Below are 25260 nucleotides of genomic sequence, written 5' to 3' on the forward strand. Positions count from 1 at the left end.
TTGGGAAGGAGCCGGAAGTGAATAAGTGGCGTCCAAGATACACGGGCCAGCGGTTACTTTCGGGCACTTCGTTTTGATTCTCTGGCATGAAGCTCCGCTTGCGTATTAATAACCGGGCCGTGGCCGTGCTGCTGGCCCTGCTGGCGGCGGCCTGCCAGCGGCAGCCCATTGCCCAAACCGTAATTGCATCGCCTGACGCTGCGTCCCAGGGCCCGGCGCGCCCGACGCCGCCCGTCGAAAAAGGCGTGGCCGAAACCCTGGCCGTGGCCCGCAAGCACAACCTCAGCCGGGTAGCCTACCAGCTCAGTTTCAGCATTCCGGCCCAGCAGTCGGCGCCCATTGCCGTGGAAGAAACCGTGGCCTTCACCCTGCGCGACGCCGGCGCCCCGGTGCTGCTTGATTTCAAAGCGCCCACGGCCAACCTGCACAGCGTGGAGGTAAATGGCCAGCCCGTGCCCGTCGACCACCGCCACGAGCACCTCGTGCTGCCCGCCGCCGCCCTCAAAGCGGGGGCGAACGTGGCCGAAATCCGCCTCACGGCCGGCGAGCAGTCGCTGAACCGCAGCGCCGACTACCTCTACACGCTGCTGGTGCCCGACCGTGCCCGCACCGTGTTTCCGGTGTTCGACCAGCCCGACCTGAAGGCCGTCTTCACGCTGGCCCTCACCCTGCCCCGCACCTGGCAGGCCGTGGCCAATGCCCCGCTGGCCGACTCCACGGCGCACACCGCTGACGGCTTGTTGCCGGGCCGGAAAACCTATTTCTTCGCGCCCTCCGACAGCATTAGCACCTACCTGTTTTCCTTCGCAGCCGGCAAGTTTGCGCGGGAAAGCCGCACGTTGAATGGCCGGCCGATGAACCTGTTGCACCGCGAAACCGACCCGGCCAAGCTGCGCCTGAGTCTCGGCCCCATTTCCCAGCTGCACGCCGATGCGCTGAGCTTTATGGAGCAGTACACGAACATCAAGTACCCGTTTCAGAAGTTTGACTTCGTGGCGATTCCCGACTTCCAGTATGGCGGCATGGAGCACGTCGGGGCCATCGACTACAAGGCTTCGACCTTGTTTCTGGACGAGGGCGCTACCCAGGACCAGGTGCTGGCCCGCGCCAATCTGGTGGCGCACGAAACGGCCCACATGTGGTTTGGCGACCTCGTGACGATGCGCTGGTTCAACGACGTGTGGATGAAGGAGGTGTTTGCCAATTTTATGGCCGATAAAATCACCCAGGTGGCGGTCAAAAACGCGAGCTATGACCTCAAGTTCGTCGTCGACCATTATCCCGCCGCCTACGGCGTCGACCGCACGGCCGGCGCCAACCCCATTCGGCAGCCGCTGGCCAACCTGCAGGACGCGGGCTCGCTCTACGGCAACATCATCTACCACAAAGCGCCCATCATGATGCGCCAGCTGGAGCGCCTGATGGGCCCCGAAGCCTTCCGGGCCGGCTTGCAGGAGTACCTGCGCACCTACGCCCGCGGCAACGCCACCTGGCCCGACCTCATCAACATCCTCGACGCCCGCACCCCCGCCGACCTGCAGGCCTGGAACCAGGTGTGGGTGAACCAGCCCGGCCGGCCGGTGTTCAGCTACCGCATCAGCGGCGGCCACGACCAGCGCTACGGCCTGTATGTGACGCAAACGGCCGAGGACGGCTCCGACCGCCTCTGGCCGCAGGAGTTCGACGTTCTGATTGAGTCGGCGAGCGGCGAACAGCAGCAGCTGACCGTGAAAATGGACGGCCAGGAGAAAGGTGTCCGGATTCCTTTTCTGCCGAAGCGCGTCGTGTTCAACGTCACGGGGCTGGGCTACGGCGTGTTTCCGGTGGCCCCAGAGGTGCTGGGCACCGTGACGCAGCTCAAAAGCCCGGTAGCCCGCGCCGCCACCTACGTCAACCTCTACGAAAACATGCTCCGCGGCGAGGCGGCCATCGCGCCGCTGAAACTGCTCACGGCCTACCGCCAGGCCCTCGCCCTGGAGCCCGAAGAGCTGAACCTGAAGCTGCTCACGGGGCAGGCCAGCGCCATATTCTGGCAATTTCTCAGCCCGGCCCAGCGGCAGGCCGTGGGGCCCGGTTTGGAGGCCGACGTGTGGGCTGCTATGCTGAAAAATCCGGCCGCAAATTCCAAAAAGCAGCTGTTCAAAGTCTACCAATCGGTGACGCTGACCAAGGCGGCGCAGGCCCGCCTCTATCGCATTTGGCAAACTGAAAAAGCGCCCGTCGGCGTGAAGCTGACCGAAGACGACTACACCGCCCTGGCCCTGGCACTGGCCGTGCGCGACTATCCCGCGCCGCAGCCCATCCTGCCGCAGCAGCTGGCTCGCATCAAGAACGTGGACCGCCGCCAGCGGCTGGAATTCCTGATGCCGGCCCTCTCGCCCAACGTGGCCACGCGCGACGCCTTTTTTGCGAGCCTGAAAGACGAGAAAGGCCGCGAAAAAGAAGCCTGGGTGACGGCGGCGCTGGGCTACCTGCACCACCCGCTGCGCCAGGCCACGTCGGAGAAATACCTGCCGGCCAGCCTCGATTTGCTGGAAGAAATTCAACTCACGGGCGATATTTTCTTTCCGTACTCCTGGCTGCAGGCCACGCTGGGCAGCTACCAGTCGGCCAGCGCGGCGGCCACGGTGCGGGCCTTTTTGCGGGCCCACCACGGCTACAACCCCCAGTTGCGTGCCAAGCTGCTGCAAGCCGCCGACGACCTGTTTCGGGCCGAGAAACTGGTGGCCGGGCCCAAGTCTTGAGGGCCGGGAAGGAGGGCCCCGCCGCATAACCTTTCGGCGCCGGGAAAGTAAAAACGCAGGAGCCTTTTCCTTCCCCATTTTAGCCTGACCATGACGACGACCTCACAGCCCGACGACAACGAACTGACCAGCCACCCCGACTCGGCCCAGCTGGGCGCCGACCAAGGCCCCGGCAACTCGCCCGAGGAAGACTCCCGCGACATGTCGACGGTGATGGCCGGGGCCGACGATAACCGGGGCGGCGCCGGCCCCCACGGCCCCGAGCTGGGCGGCGACGGCCCGGCCACCGGCGCCGGCTCCGACTTTGACCGCGCCCGGCGCGCGGGCGCTGCCGGCACCAACGACCCCACCGGCGACGTGGGCCGCGGCCAGGGCATGGGCCACGCCGACAACGGCGACGAAGACCGCGGCTACGACCAAAGCGGTATCCGCGGCGGCCTGGGCTCGGCCGGCGGGCGCGAAGACCTCTCGGACCGGCAAACCGACACCGGCGCTAACCCCTTTGCCGGCGGCTACGGCGGCGGCAACTACCCGCAGCCCGACCCAGAAACCGCGCAACGCATCGGCATGAACAGCCAAAATCCGACGGAAGAGGCGGACAAAGCGCCGGGCGAAAACACCGGGCCGACCAAAAGCTAACAGCTGCCGCAACGCCGTGCCCGACGCTTACCAGCTGCTCACCGTTGAAGCCATTCGGCCGCACGGCCCCGAGGCCCGGACGCTGGTGTTGCGCCCCCAGCCCGGCGAGGCCCTGGCCTACGAAGCCGGCCAATACCTGACCCTGGTGCGCGAGCAGCGCGGCACGGAAGTGCGCCGTTCGTATTCCTTTAGCTCGGCGCCGGGGCTGGATGAGCTGCCCGCCATCACGGTGCAGCGGGTGGAAAACGGCTTGTTTTCGCGTTGGCTCGTGGACCAGGTGCGCGTGGGCGAGGTGCTGCGCAGCAGCGGCGTGGGCGGATTCTTCACCCTGCCGCCGGATGCAGAGGCATACGAGCAACTGATTTTTGTGGCGGCCGGCAGCGGCATCACTCCGCTGTTTTCGTTGCTGAAAACGGCTTTGCACGGCCACCCGCACCTGAATGTGCTGCTGCTCTACAGCAGCCATGCGGCCGACGACGCGCTGTTTCTGGCCGAGCTGCGGGCACTGGCGCAGCAGTTTTCGCAGCGGCTGCACCTGGAGCTGTTTTTCAGCAACGACCCCGTGCTCTACCGCGCCCACCTGCACAAAGAGCTGCTGGAACAGCTGGTGGCCCGGCACGCGCCGGCCAGCCCCGCCCGCACCCTGGCCTACCTCTGCGGGCCGCTGAACTACATGCGCATGGCCACCTACGGCCTGCACGACGCCGGCCTGCCGCTGGCCCACATCCGACGCGAGCTATTCCAGACGGGCCTGGCGGGCGCGGCCCCGCTGCTGCCGCCCGATACGGAGCCGCACGAGGTCAGCATTGCCCTGCGCGGCCAGTTGCACCGCTTTCCGGTGCAGTACCCGCGCACCATTTTGCAGGCCGCGCGGCAGGCGGGCCTGCGCCTGCCCTACAGCTGCGAGGCCGGCCAGTGCGGCAATTGCGCCGTGCGCTGCACCGCCGGCCGCGTCTGGATGAGCACCAACGAAGTCCTCACCGACCGCGAGCTGGCCCGCGGCCTGGTGCTCACCTGCACCGGCTACCCCGTCGGGGGCGACGTATCCCTAGATTTCAACTGAAAAGCCGATTGGCAAGTAGAGACGCAACATGTTGCGTCTCGTCGTTGAACGACTCGCAGTTGAACGATACCCGAACGACGTGGACGACAAGACGCAACATATTGCGTCTCTACTGCGGCAGGGCCAGTGGTTTTTCCAGTACCAGCAGCGTGAGCGGCTGCCGCGGAATGCCGTAGCGCGGGTCGGTGGGGAAGGGCTCGGTGGCGCCGGTGCGGCGGTAGCCCTGGCGCTCGTAGTAGGCCAGCAGCTCGGTTCGCACCGAAATCACGGTCATCTTGCTCGTGGTGCAGCCGTGCTGCCGGCCGTAGTCTTCGGCCGCTTTGAGGAGGAATTTGCCCACGCCGCGTGCTTGCTTCTCGGGGTCGACGGCCAGCATGCCGAGGTAGACTTGCGGGCCCGTGGCGTGGGCGTAGAAACTGCCCAGCAGCTCGCCGTTTTCGGCCAGGCACAGGAGCATGGCGGCGCCGGGCACGGCCAGCATCTCGGCCATTCCGGCCGCGTCGATGCGCTGGCCGTCGAGCAGGTGGGCTTCGGTGGTCCACCCTTGGCGGGAGGCGTCGCCGCGGTAGGCGCGGTTCACAAGGGCGGTCAGGCGGGGAATATCAGCGGAGGTAGCAAAGGCAAGCAGCATGGCGCGAAAGTAGCGCCTCTTCGTCTGTCATCCTGAGCGCAGCGAAGGACCTTGTCACGCTCGCAGCAGTTAAGTTATTGCTAACTATTCAGCGGTGATAAGGTCCTTCGCTGGGCTCAGGATGACAGACGTGCGCCCGCTACTCGCGCAGAAACGCCCCTAATTCCGACACGCTCGCCACGCCCAGCTGCCGGGCCTGCTGCTCGCGCATCAGCAGGGCGTAGGTGTTGTTGAAGCCCAACGGCGCCAGCCATTCCAGCTGGTAGCGCCGCCGAAATTCCTGCCGCACGTAGCGCAGCACCGCCGCCGGCTGCCCGCCCAGCGAGTCGACCACGGCGGGACGGGGCTGTAGCAGCACCAGCAGCCCCGTACCGGTGTATTCCGGGTACATATCGATGGCGCCGCTGCGCAGGGCCTCGAAGCAGATGGTGGTGCCGCCGAGGCCGGTTTTGGTTTGCACCGCCAGGTCGGTATTGCCCCGAATGAGGGCCGCGTATAGCTCGGCCAAGATGTACTGCTCGGCAAAAATCTTGGAGCCCAGGCGCACCACCGGCGCGCCGGCCACCGCCGGGCGGGCGTCGTGCCACAGCCCGCGCCGCCGCAGAAAAGCTTCGGCAATGGCTTTGGGGTCCTGGTGCAGGTAGTCGGCCCGGTAGTTCAGGTTGGTCATCACCGAATCAGAAATCTGCCCTTCGAGCTGGGCCAGCACCGGCGTCAGCTCCGGGTGCGCGCGCAGCAGGGCCGGGCGCACCACCGGCGCCGCGTAGTAGGGCGGAAACGTGTGGCGGTCGTCGCGCAGCACGCGCAGGTGGTAGGCCCGGATGCGGCCGTCGGTGCTGTAGCCGTCGATGACGTCCACGTGGGCGTTGCGGGCGGCTTCGTACACCAGCGCGGGGGCCAGCACCACGCTGGGCAGGCGCGTGAGGCCGTAGGTTTTGCGCAGGCTGGGCAGGCCGTCGGCCCGGCCCACAAACTCCGGGCTGAAGCCGGCCAGCAGCTTGCCGGTGGCGCGCGGCAGCAGGTACAACGCCCCCAGCAGCGGCAGCGCCACCAGCAGCCCCGCGCCCACCTGGCCCAGGCGCCGGGAGCTCAGCCGCTGCACGCCGCCCAGCAGCGCATCAAACGCCAGGGCCAGCCCGGCGGCGGGCAGGGCGCCGGCCAGTATCATGGCGGGGTTGTTCAGGGCAATGCCGCCGAAGATGAACTCGCCCAGGCCGCCGGCCGCCACGTAGGCGGCCAGCGTGGCCACGCCCACATTTATCACCGCCGCCGTGCGAATGCCGGCCATGAGCACCGGCAGCGCCAGCGGCAGCTCCACGTGGCGCAGCACCTGCCCATCGGTGAGGCCCAGGCCGCGGGCGGCCTCCGCCACGGCCGGCGGCACCCCCCGAATGCCGGCCAGCGTGTTGCGGATGATGGGCAGCAGCGAGTACAGAAACAGCGCGAAAATGGCCGGCGCCGGCCCAATGCCCAGCAGCGGAATCAGAAAGCCAAGCAGGGCAATGCTGGGCACCGTCTGGAGCACGCCGGCCACGCCCAGCACCGCCGGCGCCCAGCGCGGCCGGCGCGACAGCCACAGCCCCAGCGGCACGCCCAGCAGCACCCCCAGCAGCAAGGAGCCCGCCGTGAGGCCGATGTGCTGCAGGGTTTGCTCGCCCAGCTTGCCGGCCTGCTCCCGCCAGAAGGTGAAAAGGGCCGTTAGCGTTTCCATGCGTCCTCCTCTCGTTGCAGGGCGGCGCCAAAGGCGGCCATGAGTTGCGCCACCGTGAAAGGCGCGGCCTGGTCCGCCGGGCCACTGGTGAGGGCTTCCAGAGCTTCATTCACCGTGGTTGCAGCCGTGAAAGACGGCGGCGGTGCGCCCGTATCAGGCTCATCGGTGTCGATACCAGGCATCCAATTGATGATGGCAGGCGTAGTTGACCCGATACCAGGCATTGTATTCTTAATATCAAGCATATCATGCTTGAAACTTGGCATTACATTGTTATCATAAGGCTTATTGTTTTCAATATCAGGCTTATCACTACCTATATCAGGCTTATCCCTGTCAATACCAGGCTTACCACTGTTAATAGTAGGCTTTTCGCTGTCAATACCAGGCCTATCACTGTCGACATCAGGCGTAGCGGCAGTTGTTTCAATGAAAACATCGCCCAGCGTGAGGATGCGCAACTGCAACGCCAGCCGCTCGGCCGCGAAAAAGCGGCGCACAAAGTCATTAGCGGGCCGGAACAGCAGCTCGCGGGGCGTGCCCAGCTGCTGCACCTGCCCGGCATCGAGCAGCAGAATGCGGTCGGCCAGTTCGAAAGCCTCCGTCACGTCGTGGGTGACGAGGACGACCGTTTTGCGGCGCAGCTCCTCCAGCTCCCGAAACTCGCGCCGAATGCTGGCCCGCGTGATGGGGTCGAGGGCGCCGAAGGGCTCGTCCAGCAGCACAATGGGCGGGTCGGCGGCCAGGGCGCGGGCCAGGCCCACGCGCTGCTGCTGCCCGCCCGAAAGCTGGTGCGGAAACTGGCCGGCGTAGCGCGCGGGCGGCAGGTGCAGGCGCGTGAGCAGGGCCGTGGTGCGCGCCGCAATGGCGGCCGGCGCGTGCCCCAGCAGGCGCGGCACCACCGCAATGTTCTCGGCCACGGTGTAGTGCGGCAGCAGCCCCACCTGCTGAATGACGTAGCCCATGCCGCGCCGCAGCTCCTCCGGGCGCTGGGCCCGCACGTTCCGGCCGTTGATTTCCACGGTGCCGCCGTCGGGCTCAATCAGGCGGTTGAGCATTTTGAGCAGCGTGGTTTTGCCGCAGCCGCTGGGGCCCAGCAGCACCAGGGTTTCGCCCGCGGCCAGCGCGAAGGACACGTCGCGCACCACGGCGTGGGCGCCAAAGTGCTTGGTAAGGCCAGAAACCCGGATGACGGGCGCGGAAAGGTCGGGCATGGCGCAAAGTAGCGCGAACTTTGTAGTTCGCGTGCCAGAACGACACCCGAACGGCGTACGGTCCCACCCGAATGGCGTAGGTACGCGAACTACAAAGTTCGCGCTACTTTGCGCCGCGCCACGCCGCCGGAATCCCAGCAATGGGCCAACACGATTTTACGTTTTCCCAATGAAATTGAATCTAGCAACCCTTGCTTTCGCCAGTATGCTGCTCAGCGGCGCCGCCCATGCGCAAGCCCCGCTCACCGTGCCCGCGCCCGTCAAGCAAGCCCTTGAGCAAGTGCAGCCCGCCGACATCAAAGCCCACATCGCCTACCTGGCCGACGACCGCCTGCAGGGCCGCAAGGCCGGCACCCCCGGCTATCAGCTGGCCGTCGACTACGTGACCCGGCAACTAAAGGAACTGGGCGCCCAGCCCGCCGGCGACGACGGCACCTACATCCAGAAAGTGCGCCTGCGCCGGGCTTTCCTCAAGGGCGACGCCACTTTTGCCGCTCGCGATGCCCAGGGCGTGGCCCTGCCCCTCGTGGCCGGCCAGGACTACGTGGTGTACCCCAGCCCCAAGCTGCCGGCCACCAGCGTCACGAACGTGCCGCTGGCCTTCGCCGGCTACGGCATCAGCGCGCCCGAGCTGGGCTACGACGACTACAAGGGCCTCGACGTGAAAGGCAAAATCGTGGTGATTGTGCGTGGCGCGCCGCGCACGTTTGCCTCCACCGTGGCCTCGGCCAGCCAGGATTTGGCGGGGCTGCTGAAGGCGGCCGTGCAGCACGGCGCCGTGGGCTTGCTGCTGGCCTCGGCCCACGCCGGCCCCTTGCCTAGCCTGAAAGCCGGCACCTACAGCGTGCTGGGCCCCACCGGCGACGTGGCCGTGTCGCGCACCTTCGCCGCCGGCAGCAAGCAGCAGTTTTACGGGGCCGTGAGCGCCGCCACCCTGCAGCGGCTGATGCAAACTGCAGCCCTCGACACGGCCCAGGTTTTCGCCTCCCTCAAAAGCGGCAAACCGGCTTCGGCCGCGCTGAAAACCACCGTCACGGCCAGCGCGCAGTCGACTTATCAGGACATCGAGAGCTACAACGTGGTGGGCAAATTCGTGGGCTCCGATGCCAAGCTGAAGGACGAGTACGTGGTGCATTCGGCCCACTTGGACCACCTGGGCATCACCGCGCCGGTGAAGGGCGACTCCATCAACAACGGCGCCCACGACAACGCCTCGGGCGTGTCGTGCGTGCTCGAAATCGCCAAAATCTACTCCAAGCTCAAGGAGAAGCCCAAGCGCAGCATGCTCTTCGTGTTCATGACCGGCGAGGAGCTGGGCCTGCTGGGCTCGGCCGCCTTTGCCGCCAATCCCACCGTGCCCAAGGCCAAAATTGTGGCCGATGTGAACATGGACATGCCCACGCTCATTGCCCCGCTGCTGAGCGTGGTGGCGCTGGGTGCCCCGCATTCCAGCCTCATCGAGCCCGTGAAAAGCGCCGCGGCCTACATGAACGTCGCGCTGGAGCAGGACCCCGAGCCCGAGCAAAACCGCTTCATCCGCAGCGACCAGTACAGCTTCGTGACGGCCGGCATCCCGGCCCTGCACATCAAATACGGCAACAAAACGGCCGACGGCAAGAACAACCTCAGCGAGGAAGTGCAGAAGTGGCGCGCCGTGACCTACCACAAGCCGCAGGACGACATCAACGGCCAATTCGACTTCGACGCGGCCAAGAAATACGTGCAGCTCTGCTTCCTCATCGGCTACCAAGTGGCCCAGAACCCCGCGCGCCCCACCTGGAACAAGGGCGACTTTTTCGGGGCGCGCTACGGTAAGCGGTAGATGCCAAATATCCAGTCATATCAGAAACTCTGTCATCCTGAGCGCAGCGAAGGACCTTGTCACATCAGGCTGCTTGTAGCTGACGTGACAAGGTCCTTCGCTGCGCTCAGGATGACGGGACAGGCTTACTCCTCGTCCTCGAACTTGCCCATCGCGCCGCTCTCATAGTCGGCAATGGCCTGCACCAGTTCCTTGTTCGTGTTCATCACAAACGGCCCGTAAGTAGCCAGCGGCTCTTCGATGGGCTCGCCGGCCAGCACCAGGATGATGCTGTCCTCGGTGGCGGCAATGTGCGCTTCTTCGGAATCCCAGCCCAGCACCACGAGTTGCTTAGTGGCGGCGGGGCGGTTGCCGTGCAGCAACACGTCGCCCTTCACAATGTAGAGGCCCACGTTGTAGTCTTGCGGTAGCTTCAGGGTGAACTCGCTGCCTTTGGGCAGGTGCACGTCCAGCATGGTCAGGGGCGAGAAGGTGCTGGCCGGGCCGCGCACGCCCTCGTATTCCCCGGCGATGACGCGGACGGTGCCCTGGCCGTCCGGGGTGGGCAGGGTCTTGATTTCGGAGGAGGGAATGTCCTGATAGTTGGCCGGGGCCATTTTGTCCTTTTTGGGCATGTTCACCCACAGCTGCACTACTTCCAGCGTGCCGCCGCGGCGGGTGAACTCTTTCTCGTACAGCTCCTCGTGCATGAGGCCGGCGCCGGCCGTCATCCACTGCACGTCGCCGGGGCCGATGTTGCCGGTGTGCCCGGCCGTGTCGCGGTGGGCCAGCACGCCCTGGTACATCACAGTCACGGTTTCGAAGCCGCGGTGGGGGTGGGGCGGCGAGCCCAGCGGCTTTTCGCTGGGCGCAATGGGCATGGGCCCGATGTGGTCGATGAGCAGGAAGGGGCTGAGCTGGCGGATGCGCGGCCCCGGCATGGGGCTCGTCACCTGGAAGCCGTCGCCCACGGCTTTGCGGTTGCCGTCGATGACCTGGAAGATGCGGCGGAAGGTGGTGTCCTGCGTGGTGTCCATAAGAAGTAGAAGCGAAAAAAGCGGGAGGAAAAGCCGGCGCTCGGTGGCCGTTTGGTAAAAGCGTTGGGCGTCAAAATAGTTATGCGCCCGCCTCCGCTAAACGCGCCAGGGACCATTGAGTTTTGCTGACCTATCACAAACGGTTTCGGTAGTTTTGTCTTAAAAAGCGTTATCAATCAGCTTGTTGCAGGCGTGGTTTGTGCTTCTATATTTACGCGCCATTCGCTGCAAACGCCAGGTTGTTCACGGCGACCAAACTGTTTTCGGCAGCCTTCGCAAACCTGCTTACACCCCAAAATTCCCCATGCTCACCTCCTCCAAAACGCAGCGCCTGGCGCCCGTGCTAGCGGCTTCGCTGGCCCTGCTCGGTGCCTGCCAAAGCAACCCCACCACCCAGGAAACCACCGCCACCACCGAGGCCCCCAAAGCCGACACCACGGCCGCGGCCCCAGCCGCGAAGCCGCCGCTGTCGCAGCCTCTCATCAGCAATATCTACACCGCCGACCCGTCGGCCCACCTCTTCGAGGGCAAGATTTACATCTACCCCTCGCACGACATCGAAGCCGGCATTCCGGAAAACGACAAGGGCGACCATTTTGCCATGCGCGACTACCACATCCTGTCGATGGACAGCATCAACGGCAAGGTGACGGACCACGGCGTGGGGCTCGACATCAAGGACATTCCCTGGGCCGGTCGCCAGCTTTGGGCGCCCGATGCCGCCTTCAAAAACGGCACCTACTACCTCTACTTCCCCGTGAAGGACAAGCAGGACGTCTTCCGCATCGGCGTGGCCACCAGCAAAACGCCCGCCGGCCCCTTCAAGGCGGAGGCCACGCCCATCGCCGGCAGCTTCAGCATCGACCCGGCCGTGTTCCAGGACACCGATGGCAACTCCTATATGTACTTCGGCGGCTTGTGGGGCGGCCAGCTGCAGCGCTGGCAAAAAGGCGCCTACGACGCCAACGCCCCCGAAAAAGAACCCAGCACCGACGTGCCCGCCCTCAACGCCCGCGTGGGCAAGCTCTCGGCCGACATGAAGCACTTCGACGGCCCGGTGCAGGAAATTAAAATCCTGGACGAAGCCGGCAAGCCGCTGCTGGCCAGCGATACCAAGCGGCGCTTCTTCGAAGGCGGCTGGATGCACAAGTACCAGGGCAAGTATTACTTTTCCTACTCCACCGGCGACACGCACCTGCTGGTGTACGCCACCAGCGCCACGCCCACCGGCCCCTTCACCTACCAGGGCGTCATCATGCAGCCCGTGCAGGGCTGGACCACCCACCACTCCATCATCGAGAAAGACGGCAAGTGGTACATTTTCTATCACGACACCCAACTCTCGGGCAAAACCTGGCTGCGCAACATCAAAGTGACCGAGCTGAAGCGCCGCGCCGATGGCGGCATTGAGACGATAGTGCCGTAAGGTCGGTTGACGCTGAGAAACAACAGCACGTCATGCTGAGCTTGTCGAAGCATCTTTACCGCGCAACTAATTTGAGTTAGTGCTGCGGTAGAGATGCTTCGACAAGCTCAGCATGACGTGCTGTTATTTACCAACTCCCGCCCCGAAACTTTCCGCGGCCCTCGTTGCTTTAAGCATGCGTATTTTTGCATCCTCATGCGGCCGCGCCGCTTTTTAATAAATCATTACGACAATGGCAGTTTATCCCGAATACATGGTGGCGCCCATCCGCCAGGACCTCACCGAGGTTGGCTTTGAGCAATTAATGACGCCCGAAGCAGTGGAATCGGCCCTGGCCGACAAAGAAGGCACCGTGCTGGTGGCCGTGAACTCGGTGTGCGGCTGCGCCGCCGCCAAGGCCCGCCCCGCCCTGAAAATGGCCCTCGCCAGCGCCGACAAAAAGCCCGGCAAGCTGGTCACCGTTTTCGCCGGCATGGAAACCGACGCCGTGGCCAAAATGCGCGAGCACCTGCTCCCGTACCCTCCCTCGTCGCCCTGCATCGCCCTGTTCAAAGACGGCGAGCTGGTGCACATGATTGAGCGCTACCACATCGAAGGCTCCGACGCCATGCGCATCGTCAACAACCTGCAAGGCGCGTTCGAAGAGTATTGCTAAGCAAAAGCATGCTTCCATAAAAAAGGCCCGTCGTGAACCGACGGGCCTTTTTTGCTGACTTGCAATTGAGAAACTCAGGCGCTGAGCGCTGCGGCTTTCTGCGTCTTCGGCTTGGCTTTTTTGTGGCGACGCCCCCACCAAAGCACGGTGCCCGTCACGGGCAGACTGGCCGAAATCAAGCTGGCCAGAAAGGCCACGATTTTGCCGCCAAGGCCCATAATCTGCCCGGTGTGCAGGTCGTAGTTCATGTCGGAGAGCTTGGCGCCGTTGCTCTTGCTGGTGTGAAAACGGGCTTGCAGCAGCTGGCCCGATACGGGGTGAAAGGCGTATTCGTCGCGGTGGTAGTAGTGCAGCGCCCGCTGGTAGGCCCAGCACTGCGCCGGCTCTTTGCCAGCACCGGTTGGCCCAATGAGGACCATTTCAGCGCCTGGCGAGCGGCGCCGCACCGTGCGGTAAATGACATCAGGCAACAACTGGGCAGCGGCCGTCACGACTTGCAGCGTATCTACTTTGGCCACCGCTTTTTCCTGCGGATACTCACGGCCGCCATTGGCCACCAGCATGGCCGAGTCGAGCAAAGCCGGAAAAATCATGAACAAGCCCGTGAGGGCCAGCAGCCCGGCAATGCTGGCGGCGTAGAAGCCCAGCACGTTGTGCAAATCGTAGTTTATGCGCCGCCAGCGAGCCCCCCACTTGATGGTGAAGCGCTGTCGGCGTTCCTGCTTGCGCTTGGGCCACCACAGCACCAGCCCCGTGACCAGCATCACCACGAAGACGACGACGCTGCCGCCCACCACCCATTTGGCCACCGCTTCGGGCAGCAGCAAGGTCATGTGAATGGCCTGCACGATGCTGAAGAAGTGGTAGCGCAGGTTTTGCTCGTTCAGCACCTGGCCGGTGTACGGGTTCAACGACACCATGATGGGTTGGCTGCCTGAATCCGTAAAAAACACCGTGGCGGCGCGCTCGGGGCCGAAGTAGGTCGTCCAGGTCGTGGAGGCCGGCACATCGGGGTGCCCGGCCAGCGCCACGGCTTGCAGGCGCGAGGGCAGCAGCATGGCCGTAGCCTGCGCTTCCACCTTGCGGCCGGGCTCGGTCAGGTCCCGGATTTCGTCCTGAAACGTGAAAATGGCGCCCGTCAAACTCACAATGAACACCACCAGCCCGGAGCCCAGCCCCAGCCAGAGGTGCAGTTTGCCGATGGCTTTTTTGAAAGTCATGGTGGGGATTGAAAGTTGAAACAGAACGTCATGCAGAGCGCAGCGAAGCATCTTTACCGCAACAGTAAACCATTGCGATTGGAATGCGTTGCGCGGTAAAGATGCTTCGCTCCGCGCTGCATGACCGTTCTCGTCCGTTCAATTACAGCAACCCTAAAACTTATACGCCACTGAGCCCACGATGCTGCGCAGCTTTTGCGGAGTCAGGGTAGTGTAGCCAAGCCAATACTTCTGGTCGGTGAGGTTGTCGACTTTGGCCGAGACGCGGAACTTGGACTGGTCGTAGAAAATACTGGCGGTGAGCACCGTGTAGGCCGGCAGCGTGAAGACGCCCTGCGAGACGCTGTTCAAAATTTTGTTGTCGCTGGCGTAGTTGCCCCCGATGCCCGCGCCGAGGCCCTTAAGCCGGCCCTCGGGCTGGCGGTAGCTCACCCAGGCATTGGCTAGGTAGGGCGACGAGGCCGTGGCGGGCCGGCGGCCGTTCAAGTCCTCGTTGGTATCCACCACCAGGGAGTAATTATAGGCGAAGCCGCCCACGAGGTTCAGGCCCGGCAGCGGGTTGGCCGTCAGGTTTAGCTCGGCGCCGCGGCTCCACTGGCTGCCGTCCTGGGCGCTGGTGGTGGCCGTGAGGGTGCGCAGGATGTTCTGCACCCGGATGTCGTAGTAGCTCACGGTGGCGCTCACCCGGCCACCGGCCGCGTCCAGCTTCACGCCGGCTTCCACCTGGTTGGCCCGCTCGGGGGTGGTGATGCGCGGCTGGTTACCTGCATCCTGGTAGGTGGTATTCAGGTTGCGGAAGCTGTTCTGGTAGTTGGCAAACAGCGCCACCCGGTCTTTTACGGGCTGATACACCAACCCGAACTTTGGCGAAACCGCCGTTTGCTTGTACGATTCTACTGGGAAGTAGACCAGCCCACCGTTATTGTCGTAGCGGTCGACGCGCACAGCCGCCAGCACGCTCAGCTGGTCGGTCAGGTTGAGCACGTCGGAAGCGAAGGCGCTGTAGGTGTTCACCTTGGTCGTGACCGGGTAGTGCGGCGGCGCGGCGGCGGCGTAGGCCGCATCCACGGCGGCGCCATTGAAGGTGCGGTAGTCGTAGCCCGCCACGCCCACCGGCACCATGTCAATGGTCCCGCCAAAAAAGTCCAGGCCGGAATCAATGCGCAGGAAATCAAGCCCCAGCACCACGCGATTGCGCAGCCCGCCCAGTTGAAAATCCCCATTGAAAAGCTGCTGCACCTCGTAGGTATCGCTGTGGCTGTTTTGCGTCGACTGGTCGGCCCGGTCCAGGTGATGGACGCCGGGCCGGCGCGCAAAGCCCGGGGGAATCCCTGCCTGGGGATTCGCGGCTTCCAGCGAGTCCAGGGCGTATCTCGTGTTCGATATCAGGTAGAAGTATGGGCCTTTGCCCTGCGAGTAGCTGCGGCTCGACGTGAGGTAGGTGGTGGAGGTGAAGCTGGGCGAAATGCGGTAGCGCACCTGCGCAAACAGGTTGGTGCTGCGCGAGTCCTGCGTCAGGCCCGGCCCCTGGTACGACTGCCGGTAGTCGAGCGGCGCTTCATCGGCCCGCGAAAAGCCTAGGTACTGGGTGTTTTCACGGTAGTTGAAGTAAATGAGCTGCTTGCCAATGTTGCTGCCCCGATAGATTTCCGCGTCCAGGTTAATGGTCAGGCGGTCGGTGGGGCTGAACTGCAGGCTGGGCGCAATGGCCAGATTTTTCGCGTAGCCGGCGTAGCCCACGTTCTGGAAATTGTCTTCGTAGTTGTAGGCCGTGTTCAGGCGGAAAGCCAGCGTTTTGGCGGCGTTGAGCGGCGTGTTCACGTCGGCGCTCACCCGGTGGAAGCCGTAGCTGCCACCCGATACGGACACTTCGCCCCCAAACGTTTCGAACGGCTTCTTGGTCACGCGGTTGAGCAAGCCCCCGTACGACGTCAGCGCGCTGCCGTACAGCGTGGCCGACGGTCCTTTGATAACTTCGAGCTTCTCTAGGTTCACCGCGTCGATGGTGTTGGTCACGTTGCCGGCCACGCCGTTGCGCAGCTGGCTCGACACCACAAAGCCCCGGCTGGCGTAGAACGCGCCACCGTCGCCGCCACGGCCGGTGGCGTCCCACATTTTCTGCAGGCCCGGCACGTTGCGCGTCGCATCCTCCACCGAAAAAACAACCTGCTCGGTCAGCAATTCCTTGCCCACGGTGGCGTACACCTGCGGATTTTCGAGGTTTTTGAGCGGCATTTTGGCCACGTCGACGCTGTTGGAGCGGTTAAACTTATTGGTGCGCGCGCCCTGCACGATGACTTCCTGCAGCTCGGCCGTGCTTTCGGCCAGCCGGAAATCCACCTTCGCCCGCTGGCCGGCTTCCACCGTCACCTGTTGCTGCGCCGGCTTCAGGCCCACGAAGGATACCACCACCGTGTAAGTACCCGCCGGCACCGAGTTGATGTAGTAGCGCCCCTCGCCGTCGGTGATGCCGCCCAGCGGCTGGCCCTGCACCCCCACGCTCACCGATTCGGCGGCGTCGCCATCGGTAGTGGTTACGCGGCCGGCAATGCTACCCGTTTGTTGCGCCCAGGCAGGCACCGCGCACAGCGCAAGAATAAAAAAGAGGACGTGAAAAAGTCGGGTTTTCATTGAGGTGTTATTTAGAATCATTCTAATCAAGGGCAAATGTAAGGGCGTTTGTGACCTCTCAAAAAATTATTTAGAATATTTCTAAATAAGCTTGCGGGCAGAAAACCGGCCAATACCTTTGCGACTGACTCACCGTTTTCCCTCTCCTACAATGTGTCGCTACCTGCATCACAACGACTTGGGCTGCATTTCGCGCTGCCCCACGGGCTGCTGCGTGCACCTGTACTTTGGCAACGTGGCCCTGTGCCTCAAGCGGCCGGAGCTACCCGAGTGGCGCGCGGTGGTGGCTGAGCTTTACGAGCGCCACGCTAGCCGCGTGCCCGCCCCGCAGGCCCGGTGCGTGGTGTTGCCCGGCCCAGTGGCCTCCCAAAACTTTGTATTCAATCTGGAAGAAGTTTTCCTTCTGCACGATTTGCTGATGGGCGCCTCGCTGCTACTGGAAGCCGAAACGCTGCTGACGCCGGCCGCAAAATGACCTTAGTTGAAGGTGCCTTGCGGTAGAGACGCAATATTTTGCGTCTCGTCGTTGAACGACTTGCACCCGAACAATAACGTGCAAACGCAACCCAAACCGTGCAAACGACGAGACGCAAAATATTGCGTCTCTGTAATTTCCTGATGGCTGCTTACGCCGCAGACTTGGATTCGTAGATGGTCGTGCCGGTTTCGGGGCGGCCGTTCTTTTTGCCGGCATCCTCGGGCTTTTCGACCGGTTTGGCGAAGGCGATGAGCAAGGCGCCGCTGGCCATGAGCCCAGCGCCCAGCATTACCTGCCAGGTGAGTTTCTCCTTGAGGAAAATGGCGGCCAACGTGACGGAAAACACCAGGGCCACGTTGGTGAGCGGCGACACCCGCGAGGCATCGCCAATGGACAGCGCCCGGAAGGAAAGCAGCGAGGATGCGGCCGTAAGAATGCCCGCCGCAATGAGAAAAATCCAGCTTTTGCGCTCAATCTTGCCGAGGTCGGGCAGCAGGTTTTGCCACAGCACCGTGCCCCACGACACGATGATGATGAGCACCGCCTGAATGGCAAAAGCCAGGCTGGGCGGCACGTTTTTGATGCCCGCCTTCGACAACGTAACCACGGTAGCCGACACCAAAGCGGCCATCAACGCCAAAATAACCCACATATATAACTCGGTAAGTATTTGCCAAGCAGCCTGCTAAGCGTACTTGTCAATACGCTGCCCAAGCGGCAGAGTTGAAACCAGTTGCTTCGGAACCGGACAACCAACAAAAAGGCCGCTTCATTCAAAGCGGCCTTTTTGTTGGACTGAGGAATATTTAGGTTGGTGACTAATGCCTACAATCCCAGTGACTTGAAGAAGGCTTCCTGGTTGGGCTCGCGGCCCAGGAAGTTTTTCACCAGGTTGTATTCCTCGTCGGTGCCGCCTTTGGCCAGAATCAGGTCGCGGTAGCGCAGGCCGGTTTTGCTGTCCATGATGCCATTTTTCTCGAACACCGAGAACATGTCCTCGGCGTACACCTTCGACCACATGTAGCCGTAGTAGCCCGCGCCGTAGCCGGTGAGGTGGCCGAAAGCGGCCTGCATGTTGGTGCCGTCGAGGTAGGCGAAGGGCGTAATCTGGTTTTGCAGCTTCTTGAGCACATCGGTGGTGGTTTCGGTGCCGTTCGGGTCGAACCGGTCGTGCAGGGTCATGTCCAGGGTGCCGTACAGAATCTGCTGCGACGCGGCCAGGCCCGAGCCCACGTTGCGGGCGGCCCACATCTTGTCGTAGAGCGGCTTGGGCAGCACTTCGCCGGTCTGGTAGTGCTTGGCGAAGGTCTTGAGGGCGTCATAGTTCCAGGCCCAGTTTTCCAGAATCTGCGAGGGCGCTTCTACGAAGTCGCGCTTCACGCTGGTGCCGGCCTGGCTTGATAATTCGGCCGTGGTCAGCAGGTTGTGCATCACGTGGCCGAACTCGTGGAAGAAGGTCACCACCTGGCTGTGGTTCATCAGGGCCGGCTTGCCGGGCGTGGGCGCGTTGAAGTTGCAGAGCAGCACGGCGGTGGGCAGCTGGTAGCCCTGGGCCGTGGCCCGGCCCGACTGCACCCCGAAGCAGGCCGCGTGGGTATACTTGTTGTCGCGCGGAAACAGGTCGATGTAGAAGCGCCCGATGAGCTTGCCGTCGCGCTGCACCTCAAACATGCGCGCGTCCGGGTGCCACACCGACGGATTTTTCACCTCGTTGAATTTCAGGGCAAACAGCTGCTGCGTGGTCTGGAACAGGCCGTCTACCACATGGTTCACCTCGAAATACTCCTTCACCTTCTCGCCGTCGAGCTGGTACTTGTTCTGCATCAGCAGGTTGTTGTAGAAACCGGTTTCCCAGGGCGCGATGCTTTGCGCGCTCACGTCTTTGAGGTAGGCGCGCTTCACGGCCAGCAACTCGGCCAGGTCCTGCTGGCTTTTCACCTTCACCCGGTCCACCAGCTTGGTTTCGAAGGCCCACACGGTTTCGGGGTTTTTCACCATGCGGCTGCTGGTTTGGTAGGCCGCGTAGGTTTTGTAACCCAGCAACTGGGCTTTTTTCTGGCGCTCGATAAGCAACTGCTTTAGCACCGGCAGGTTGGCCTCGGCGGCGCGGTTGTTATACAGCGTGTAGAGCTTTTTGCGCAGCGGCTCCGACTCCGCGTACTTCATGAACGTGGTGTAGGCCGGGCCGTCCACGTTGATGCGGTAGGCCGCGCCCTCGCGCGGACGGCTCTTGATGTAGTCGTCCGGTAGGCCCTTCAAATCGGCCTCATTCACCAGCATAAAGCTCTTGTCCTTGGCAATGTTGGCCCCAAAGGCCAGGCTCAGGTCGGCTATTTTGTCGTTCAGCTTTTGCAGCTCCTGCCGCTTCTCCGGGCTCAGGGCAAAGCCGTTGCGCTCATACTCGTCCACCGTTTCGGTGAGAAACTTCTTGTGCGGGCCGGTCAGGGCCAGGGCTTCCTTGGTTTTCGAATAGTCCTTCACCGCCCGGTACAGCTTTTCGTCCAGTTCCAGCTCGTTGCTGTACTTGCTGAGCAGGGCAATGCTGCGCTCCGCCTGGTTGCGCACCGTTGAGTCGGGACTGGCATTAAACAGGATGCTGATGGGCCCGTACGCGCTGCCGAAGTTGTCGTTCAGCGCATCGAGCGGCAGCATGGTGTTGGCAAACGTGCGCTTGGCCGCCGGCACGTTGTAGATGGCCGTCAGGGCCGTTTTGGTGTTGGCAATGGCCCGGTCGGTGGCTTGTTGCACGTCGGCCTTGGTGGCTTTGCTGAAGGCAATGGGCTGGTTGAAAGCGGGCATTAGCGGGTTGGCCGCGGCTTTCGGGGCGGTCGTGGTAGGCGGCCCGGCGGCGTTGGCTTCCAGCGTGGTCACGGAAAGCAACGCCAATGCGCCGCGCAAAACCGCCCGGCGGGAAAAAGAAGAAGTCATACTTTAAAGCAGAAAAGTTGAAAAGTCAGGCAAGTTAACAGGCGGTCGGTTTCGGTAAACCGTTTTTCCACTTGTCATCCTGAGCGTAGCGAAGGACCTTCTCACGTTTGAGCGACGGTGTTCAAACGTGAGAAGGTCCTTCGCTACGCTCAGGATGACAAGTGGAAAAAAGAAATCCCAACGAAACCACTTCTTGCGCGAGGTGGCTTCGTTGGGGCAAATGCACAGTGGGTAACGGCCGGGATTAATTGGCCACCTCGCTCAGGAATTTCACGCGCACCAAGCGCAGCTCTTCCTCGGTAAAGTCGTTGCCCAGCTCTTTCATGGCCACGGCAATGTTGTCGGTGCTGGCCGACATGAAGTAGTCGTAAATCTCGTCCTGTACCTCGGGCTCCACCATTTCGTCCAGGAAATAGTCGATGTTCAGGCGGGTGCCGGAGTAGCAGATGTGCTCAATTTCCTCCATCAGCTCGGTCATCGAAATGCCTTTCGAGGACGCAATGTCCTCCAGCATCATCTTCTTGTCGATTTGCTGGATGATGTAAATTTTGATTTTTGAGCGGTTCACGGCCGACTTCACCACCACGTCTTCCGCGGTTTCGATGTCGTTGTCTTCCACGTACTTCTTGATGGCCGCCACGAACGGCGCGCCAAACTTCTGGGCCTTGCCCTGGCCCACGCCCGACACGTGCGTGAGGTCGTGCAGCGTGGTGGGGTAGGTGGTGGCCATCTCCTTCAGGCTCGGGTCCTGGAACAGGACGTAGGGCGGCAGGTTTTTCTGCTTGGCCACCTGCTTGCGCAGCTCTTTGAGCTGGGCAAACAGGGCTTCGTCGTGCCCGGCGGCGTGCTGCACTTCCTCTTTTTCCTCGTCGGCCTTCTGCTCGGCGTCGAAGTTGTGGTCGCGCGTGAGCGTGATGGCGTACGGATTCTCGATGAAGTCCATGCCCTTGTCGGTGATGCGCACCAGGCCCAGGCTGTCGATGTCCTTCTCCAAAAAGCCGTTCAGCAGGCACTGGCGCAGCACCGAGTGCCAGAATTGGGCGTCGCCCAGCTCCTTGCCCTGGCCGTACACCGGCAGCGCGTTGTGCGCGTAGCTCTCGATGTGCGGGTTGTTCAGGCCCAGCAGCACCTGGCCGATGTGGTTCAGGTTGAATCGGGCTTCCGTTTGCACCACGGCGCGCAGGGCCAGGCCCACGGCCGCTTCGCCCTCAAACCGCTCCTTGGGGTGCTTGCAGTTGTCGCAGAAGCCGCAGTCCTTGTCCAGCTGCTCGCCAAAATAGTGCAGCAACTGCCGCCGCCGGCACACCGACGACTCGGCGTAGTTCGTCATCTCGGCCAGCAGCTGGTGGGCGTTGTCGCGCTCGGTCACCGGCTTGTCCTTGCTGAACTTCTCCAGCTTCAGAATGTCGTCGTAGCTGTAGAACATCAGGCAGTCGCCTTCCAGGCCGTCGCGGCCGCCGCGGCCGGTTTCCTGGTAGTAGCCTTCAATGGATTTGGGCGCGTCGTAGTGCACCACGAAGCGCACGTCGGGCTTGTCGATGCCCATGCCGAAGGCGATGGTGGCCACGATGACGTCGCACTCCTCGTTGAGGAAAGCGTCCTGGTTGTCGATGCGGGTTTGCTGGTCGAGGCCGGCGTGGTAGGGGCGGGCGCGCACGTCGTTCACGCGCAGCAGCTCGGCAATTTCCTCCACCTTCTTGCGGCTCAGGCAGTAAATGATGCCGGCCTTGCCCTTGTGCTGCTTCACGTACTGAATCAGCTGCTTCTTGGTGTTGTGCTTGGCGCGCACCTCGTAGTAAAGGTTGGTGCGGTTGAAGCTGGTTTTGAACACCGAAGCGTCGTCCATCTGCAGGTTCTTCTGGATATCCAGCTGCACTTTGGGCGTGGCCGTGGCCGTGAGGGCAATGATGGGCACGTTGCCGCCCAGGTTGTCGATGATGCCGCGAATCTTGCGGTACTCGGGTCGGAAGTCGTGGCCCCATTCCGAAATGCAGTGGGCCTCGTCAATCGCCACGAAGCTAATGGTGCTTTTCAGCAGAAACTCAATGGTGTCGTCCTTGGTCAGGCTTTCCGGGGCCACGTAGAGCAGGCGCACCTCGCCGCTCATCACGTCCTTTTTCACCCGGTTCATCTCCGTTTTGGTCAGCGTCGAATTGTACACCTGCGCATTGACGCCGAAGGCGCCGAGCTGGTCGACCTGGTTTTTCATCAGGGCGATGAGGGGCGAAATCACGATGGCCGTGCCCGGCAACACCAAGGCCGGCAGCTGGTAGCACAGGCTTTTGCCCGCGCCGGTGGGCATGATGACAAAGGTGTTGCGCCCCGCCAAAATGTTTTGAATAACAGCTTCCTGGGTTCCCCGAAACTGGCCGTAGCCGAATACTTTCTTAAGCGTATGTTTCAAATCGGCCGTCAGGACCGGGAATTCTTGCAGAGCAACGGTGGACATAGTTCGAAGGCTCAAATGGGAGCGTATTAGAAGCGTGGTTCTTAACGAAGATAAGCACACCGATTGGTTTTTAACGTGAAAAATGGTGTTTTTCTTGAATTGTGGAAAACAATTTGGTAACGCCAAATTCCGGCCGCCGCGCTCCGCAAAAAGCAACGGCCAGATGAACAGCCGATTTGCCAGCCGCTGCGAGCAATGGGCTTTTGTCGGCCGAAAACGAATGTGCCCCGCACCGCTGTTGTGCCAGCGGGGTCGGCTCCCGGCGGCCGCCGGCTTAGTTTCTATCCCCGATTTTTGCACTGCACTTTCCGCTTTGCCCATGCCCGCTTCCTCTGAACTTGCTCCCTCGGCCGCCGCGACCGCCCCGTCGCCCGCCGACATGCTGACCATTGCCCGGCAGGTGCTGCACGAAGAAGCCGCCGCCCTGCTCGACGTGGCCGAGGCCCTGGCCGCCACCCCCGATTTCGTGGCTTGCGTGCAGGCCATTCTGCAGCTCAAGGGCCGCGTGGTGGTCACGGGCATTGGCAAAAGCGCCCACGTGGCCGGCAAAATCGTGGCCACGCTCAACAGCACGGGCACACCGGCCCTGTTCATGCACGCCGCCGACGCCATTCACGGCGACCTGGGCATGATTCAGCCCGAGGACTTCGTCATTGCCATCAGCAAGAGCGGCGACACGCCCGAAATCAAGGTGCTGGTGCCGCTGCTGCGCCGCAAAGGCGTGCCCCTGGCCGCCCTGGTGAGCAACGCCGATTCTTATCTCGGCCAGCAGGCCACTTACATTCTGCACGCTCCGGTGGCCAAAGAAGCCTGCACGAATAACCTGGCGCCCACCACCAGCACCACCGCCGCCCTGGCCCTGGGCGACGCCCTGGCCGTGTGCCTGCTTGAAAGCCGGCAGTTCACCGCCGCCGACTTTGCCCGCCTGCACCCCGGCGGCACCCTCGGCAAGCGCCTTTACCTGAAAGTGGGCGACCTCAGCCGCCAGAACCAGCGCCCGCAGGTGACCGAAGAAGCCCCGCTAAAGGAAGTATTGCTTGAAATTTCGGGCAAGCGCCTCGGGGCCACGGCCGTGCTGGATGCCGCCGGGCAACTCGCCGGCATCATCACCGACGGCGACCTGCGGCGCATGCTGGGCAGCTTTTCGGACCTGGAAAGCCTGCGGGCGCGCGACATTCTCACGCCGCGCCCGGCCACGATTGACATTGAGGATTTCGCGGCGGAAGCGCTGGCGCGTATGCAGCAGCGCAACATCACGCAGCTGGTGGTGACGGAGGCCGGGCAGTTTGCCGGCTTCATTCACTTGCACGACTTGCTGCGCGAGGGGCTGGTGTAGTGCGCTCGGCGTGACGTTCTGAAGGAACCGGGCGGCGACTTCCCTACACGTTCTGGCTGGGCCTTACCTTTGCCCCAATGAATTCTACTTACCTCATCGTCATGGCGGGCGGCATTGGCAGCCGCTTCTGGCCGTTTAGTCGCACCCACCACCCCAAGCAGTTCCACGACGTACTCGGCGTGGGACGCTCCATGCTCCAGCTGACCGTGGACCGGTTTGCCGGCGTGTGCCCCCGCGAAAACGTCTTCGTCGTCACGAACCGCGACTACACCCAGCTGGTGCAGGAACACCTGCCCGACCTGCCCGCCGACCAGATTCTGGGCGAGCCCATTGGCCGCAACACGGCACCGTGCATTGCCTACGCTAGCTACCGCATTGCCCAGCGCGACCCGCAGGCCACCATCATCGTGACGCCCGCCGACCACGCCGTGCTGCGCGAAGACGAGTTTCGCCGGCTCATTGGCAAGGCGGTGGCCGCCGCGCGAGCCAGCGACGTGCTCATTACGCTCGGCATTCAGCCCTCCCGGCCCGATACCGGCTACGGCTACATCCAATACATGGACGAGCAGAGCCTGCCCGGCGGCGAGCTGCACAAGGTGAAAACCTTCACCGAGAAGCCCAATCTGGAAATTGCGAAGATGTTCGTGGAGAGCGGCGACTTCCTTTGGAATTCGGGACTATTTGTGTGGCGCGCCGACGTCATCATCAACGCCTTCCACCAGTATTTAAGCGACATCGCCGAAGTGTTCGACGAAGGCGCTACGCAGTTGGGTACGGCTGAGGAAGAAAGCTTTATCAGCGAAGCGTATTCGCGCTGCCGCAACATCAGCATCGACTACGGGGTGATGGAAAAGGCTGATAATGTGTACGTGCTGCCCGCCGACTTCGGCTGGAGCGACGTGGGCACCTGGGATTCGCTGCACCGCATCGGCGAGCACGACGAGCACGGCAACATGGTGAGCGGCGACGTGCTGCTCTACGACACCACCGGCTGCGTCATCAAAACGCCCTCGGAGCGGCTGGTGGTGGTGCAGGGCCTGGAAGACTACATCGTGGCCGAGTACGACAACGTGCTGCTCATCTGCAAGCGCAGCGAGGAGCAGCGCGTGAAGGAGTTCGTGGCCGATGTGAAGGCCAAGAAGGGCGCGGGGTACAATTAGCAAACGGTGAACCCCGCCGTGCCGGTGAAACCCATATTATCTCTTGTCCTGCTTGGGGGTTGAGGTGGTCTAGCTAAGCCGGACAGAACTGGTACGTGGTTTTGAGTTGGGATTCGAAGTGGTTGGGGGCGAGGTAA

General features: G+C 62.9%; 18 protein-coding genes. 9 read left to right on the forward strand and 9 right to left on the reverse strand.

Annotation, left to right across the window (positions count from 1 at the left end; genetic code table 11):
• The first annotated feature begins 86 nt into the window (after positions 1–86).
• The 3 genes from I2H31_RS11455 to I2H31_RS11465 all read left to right on the forward strand — a co-directional run bounded on the left by I2H31_RS11455 (position 87) and on the right by I2H31_RS11465 (position 4446).
• Positions 87–2744 (forward strand): M1 family aminopeptidase, encoded by a 2658-nt coding sequence (locus I2H31_RS11455; RefSeq protein ID WP_196293165.1) that lies wholly within the window; start codon positions 87–89, stop codon positions 2742–2744.
• A gap of 90 nt (positions 2745–2834) precedes the next feature.
• Positions 2835–3383, forward strand: a complete 549-nt coding sequence (locus I2H31_RS11460; protein ID WP_196293166.1) for a hypothetical protein — start codon at positions 2835–2837, stop codon at positions 3381–3383.
• 16 nt (positions 3384–3399) lie between these two features.
• Entirely contained in the window at positions 3400–4446 is a 1047-nt protein-coding gene (locus I2H31_RS11465) for a 2Fe-2S iron-sulfur cluster-binding protein (RefSeq protein ID WP_196293167.1), read from the forward strand.
• Between the two features lie 109 nt (positions 4447–4555).
• On the opposite strand, the gene I2H31_RS11470 is transcribed toward I2H31_RS11465, so the two are convergent.
• From I2H31_RS11470 to I2H31_RS25170, 3 genes are all read right to left on the reverse strand, one after another.
• A complete protein-coding gene (locus I2H31_RS11470; RefSeq protein WP_196293168.1) occupies positions 4556–5077 on the reverse strand; it encodes a GNAT family N-acetyltransferase in 522 nt (173 codons plus the stop codon).
• Between the two features lie 139 nt (positions 5078–5216).
• Complete coding sequence (locus I2H31_RS11475; RefSeq protein ID WP_196293169.1) at positions 5217–6788, reverse strand: ABC transporter permease/substrate-binding protein; 1572 nt, start codon at positions 6786–6788, stop codon at positions 5217–5219.
• Entirely contained in the window at positions 6776–8002 is a 1227-nt protein-coding gene (locus I2H31_RS25170; RefSeq protein WP_230687685.1) for an ABC transporter ATP-binding protein, read from the reverse strand. The genes I2H31_RS11475 and I2H31_RS25170 overlap by 13 nt, the downstream gene beginning before the upstream one ends.
• 169 nt (positions 8003–8171) lie before the next feature.
• On the opposite strand from I2H31_RS25170, the gene I2H31_RS11485 reads away from it, so the two are divergent.
• Positions 8172–9824, forward strand: coding sequence for a M28 family peptidase (locus I2H31_RS11485; protein WP_196293170.1), 1653 nt, complete (start codon positions 8172–8174; stop codon positions 9822–9824).
• 125 nt (positions 9825–9949) lie between these two features.
• Here I2H31_RS11485 and I2H31_RS11490 read toward each other — a convergent pair whose 3' ends face one another.
• Positions 9950–10840, reverse strand: a complete 891-nt coding sequence (locus tag I2H31_RS11490; protein WP_230687686.1) for a pirin family protein — start codon at positions 10838–10840, stop codon at positions 9950–9952.
• Positions 10841–11144: 304 nt separating this feature from the next.
• Here I2H31_RS11490 and I2H31_RS11495 point away from each other — a divergent pair, with 304 nt between their 5' ends.
• On the forward strand, positions 11145–12266 hold the full coding sequence (locus tag I2H31_RS11495) for a glycoside hydrolase family 43 protein (protein WP_196293171.1): 1122 nt from the start codon (positions 11145–11147) through the stop codon (positions 12264–12266).
• A 232-nt stretch (positions 12267–12498) separates the two neighbouring features.
• A complete protein-coding gene (locus I2H31_RS11500; protein ID WP_190927064.1) occupies positions 12499–12921 on the forward strand; it encodes a BrxA/BrxB family bacilliredoxin in 423 nt (140 codons plus the stop codon).
• Between the two features lie 74 nt (positions 12922–12995).
• Here I2H31_RS11500 and I2H31_RS11505 read toward each other — a convergent pair whose 3' ends face one another.
• On the reverse strand, positions 12996–14141 hold the full coding sequence (locus I2H31_RS11505; protein ID WP_196293172.1) for a PepSY-associated TM helix domain-containing protein: 1146 nt from the start codon (positions 14139–14141) through the stop codon (positions 12996–12998).
• 153 nt (positions 14142–14294) lie between these two features.
• Positions 14295–16772, reverse strand: a complete 2478-nt coding sequence (locus tag I2H31_RS11510; RefSeq protein WP_196293173.1) for a TonB-dependent receptor — start codon at positions 16770–16772, stop codon at positions 14295–14297.
• Positions 16773–16923: 151 nt separating this feature from the next.
• Here I2H31_RS11510 and I2H31_RS11515 point away from each other — a divergent pair, with 151 nt between their 5' ends.
• Positions 16924–17247, forward strand: coding sequence for a hypothetical protein (locus tag I2H31_RS11515; protein WP_196293174.1), 324 nt, complete (start codon positions 16924–16926; stop codon positions 17245–17247).
• Between the two features lie 151 nt (positions 17248–17398).
• Here I2H31_RS11515 and I2H31_RS11520 read toward each other — a convergent pair whose 3' ends face one another.
• The 3 genes from I2H31_RS11520 to recQ all read right to left on the reverse strand — a co-directional run bounded on the left by I2H31_RS11520 (position 17399) and on the right by recQ (position 22627).
• Positions 17399–17902 (reverse strand): EamA family transporter, encoded by a 504-nt coding sequence (locus tag I2H31_RS11520; RefSeq protein WP_196293175.1) that lies wholly within the window; start codon positions 17900–17902, stop codon positions 17399–17401.
• Between the two features lie 173 nt (positions 17903–18075).
• Positions 18076–20178, reverse strand: coding sequence for a M3 family metallopeptidase (locus I2H31_RS11525; RefSeq protein ID WP_196293176.1), 2103 nt, complete (start codon positions 20176–20178; stop codon positions 18076–18078).
• Between the two features lie 244 nt (positions 20179–20422).
• Positions 20423–22627, reverse strand: a complete 2205-nt coding sequence (gene recQ, locus I2H31_RS11530; protein WP_196293177.1) for a DNA helicase RecQ — start codon at positions 22625–22627, stop codon at positions 20423–20425.
• Between the two features lie 379 nt (positions 22628–23006).
• Between recQ and I2H31_RS11535 the strand changes: the two genes are divergently transcribed.
• Together I2H31_RS11535 and I2H31_RS11540 are read left to right on the forward strand one after the other, a co-directional pair.
• Positions 23007–23963, forward strand: a complete 957-nt coding sequence (locus tag I2H31_RS11535; RefSeq protein WP_196293196.1) for a KpsF/GutQ family sugar-phosphate isomerase — start codon at positions 23007–23009, stop codon at positions 23961–23963.
• Between the two features lie 77 nt (positions 23964–24040).
• The gene (locus I2H31_RS11540; RefSeq protein ID WP_196293178.1) at positions 24041–25123 is read left to right on the forward strand and encodes a mannose-1-phosphate guanylyltransferase; all 1083 of its coding nucleotides are present in this window, start codon (positions 24041–24043) and stop codon (positions 25121–25123) included.
• The last annotated feature ends 137 nt before the right edge of the window (positions 25124–25260 follow it).

Source organism: Hymenobacter ruricola (genome assembly GCF_015694525.1).
Taxonomy (GTDB): Bacteria; Bacteroidota; Bacteroidia; order Cytophagales; family Hymenobacteraceae; genus Hymenobacter; species Hymenobacter ruricola.

Bases quoted from the DNA above. Each gene is read 5' to 3' on its own strand.
- I2H31_RS11455 (WP_196293165.1), top strand. From the start codon at position 87: ATGAAGCTCCGCTTGCGTATTAATAACCGGGCCGTGGCCGTGCTGCTG.
- I2H31_RS11460 (WP_196293166.1), top strand. From the start codon at position 2,835: ATGACGACGACCTCACAGCCCGACGACAACGAACTGACCAGCCACCCC.
- I2H31_RS11470 (WP_196293168.1), bottom strand. From the start codon at position 5,077: ATGCTGCTTGCCTTTGCTACCTCCGCTGATATTCCCCGCCTGACCGCC.
- I2H31_RS11475 (WP_196293169.1), bottom strand. From the start codon at position 6,788: ATGGAAACGCTAACGGCCCTTTTCACCTTCTGGCGGGAGCAGGCCGGC.
- I2H31_RS25170 (WP_230687685.1), bottom strand. From the start codon at position 8,002: ATGCCCGACCTTTCCGCGCCCGTCATCCGGGTTTCTGGCCTTACCAAG.
- I2H31_RS11485 (WP_196293170.1), top strand. From the start codon at position 8,172: ATGAAATTGAATCTAGCAACCCTTGCTTTCGCCAGTATGCTGCTCAGC.
- I2H31_RS11490 (WP_230687686.1), bottom strand. From the start codon at position 10,840: ATGGACACCACGCAGGACACCACCTTCCGCCGCATCTTCCAGGTCATC.
- I2H31_RS11495 (WP_196293171.1), top strand. From the start codon at position 11,145: ATGCTCACCTCCTCCAAAACGCAGCGCCTGGCGCCCGTGCTAGCGGCT.
- I2H31_RS11500 (WP_190927064.1), top strand. From the start codon at position 12,499: ATGGCAGTTTATCCCGAATACATGGTGGCGCCCATCCGCCAGGACCTC.
- I2H31_RS11505 (WP_196293172.1), bottom strand. From the start codon at position 14,141: ATGACTTTCAAAAAAGCCATCGGCAAACTGCACCTCTGGCTGGGGCTG.
- I2H31_RS11510 (WP_196293173.1), bottom strand. From the start codon at position 16,772: ATGAAAACCCGACTTTTTCACGTCCTCTTTTTTATTCTTGCGCTGTGC.
- I2H31_RS11515 (WP_196293174.1), top strand. From the start codon at position 16,924: ATGTGTCGCTACCTGCATCACAACGACTTGGGCTGCATTTCGCGCTGC.
- I2H31_RS11520 (WP_196293175.1), bottom strand. From the start codon at position 17,902: ATGTGGGTTATTTTGGCGTTGATGGCCGCTTTGGTGTCGGCTACCGTG.
- I2H31_RS11525 (WP_196293176.1), bottom strand. From the start codon at position 20,178: ATGACTTCTTCTTTTTCCCGCCGGGCGGTTTTGCGCGGCGCATTGGCG.
- recQ (WP_196293177.1), bottom strand. From the start codon at position 22,627: ATGTCCACCGTTGCTCTGCAAGAATTCCCGGTCCTGACGGCCGATTTG.
- I2H31_RS11535 (WP_196293196.1), top strand. From the start codon at position 23,007: ATGCTGACCATTGCCCGGCAGGTGCTGCACGAAGAAGCCGCCGCCCTG.
- I2H31_RS11540 (WP_196293178.1), top strand. From the start codon at position 24,041: ATGAATTCTACTTACCTCATCGTCATGGCGGGCGGCATTGGCAGCCGC.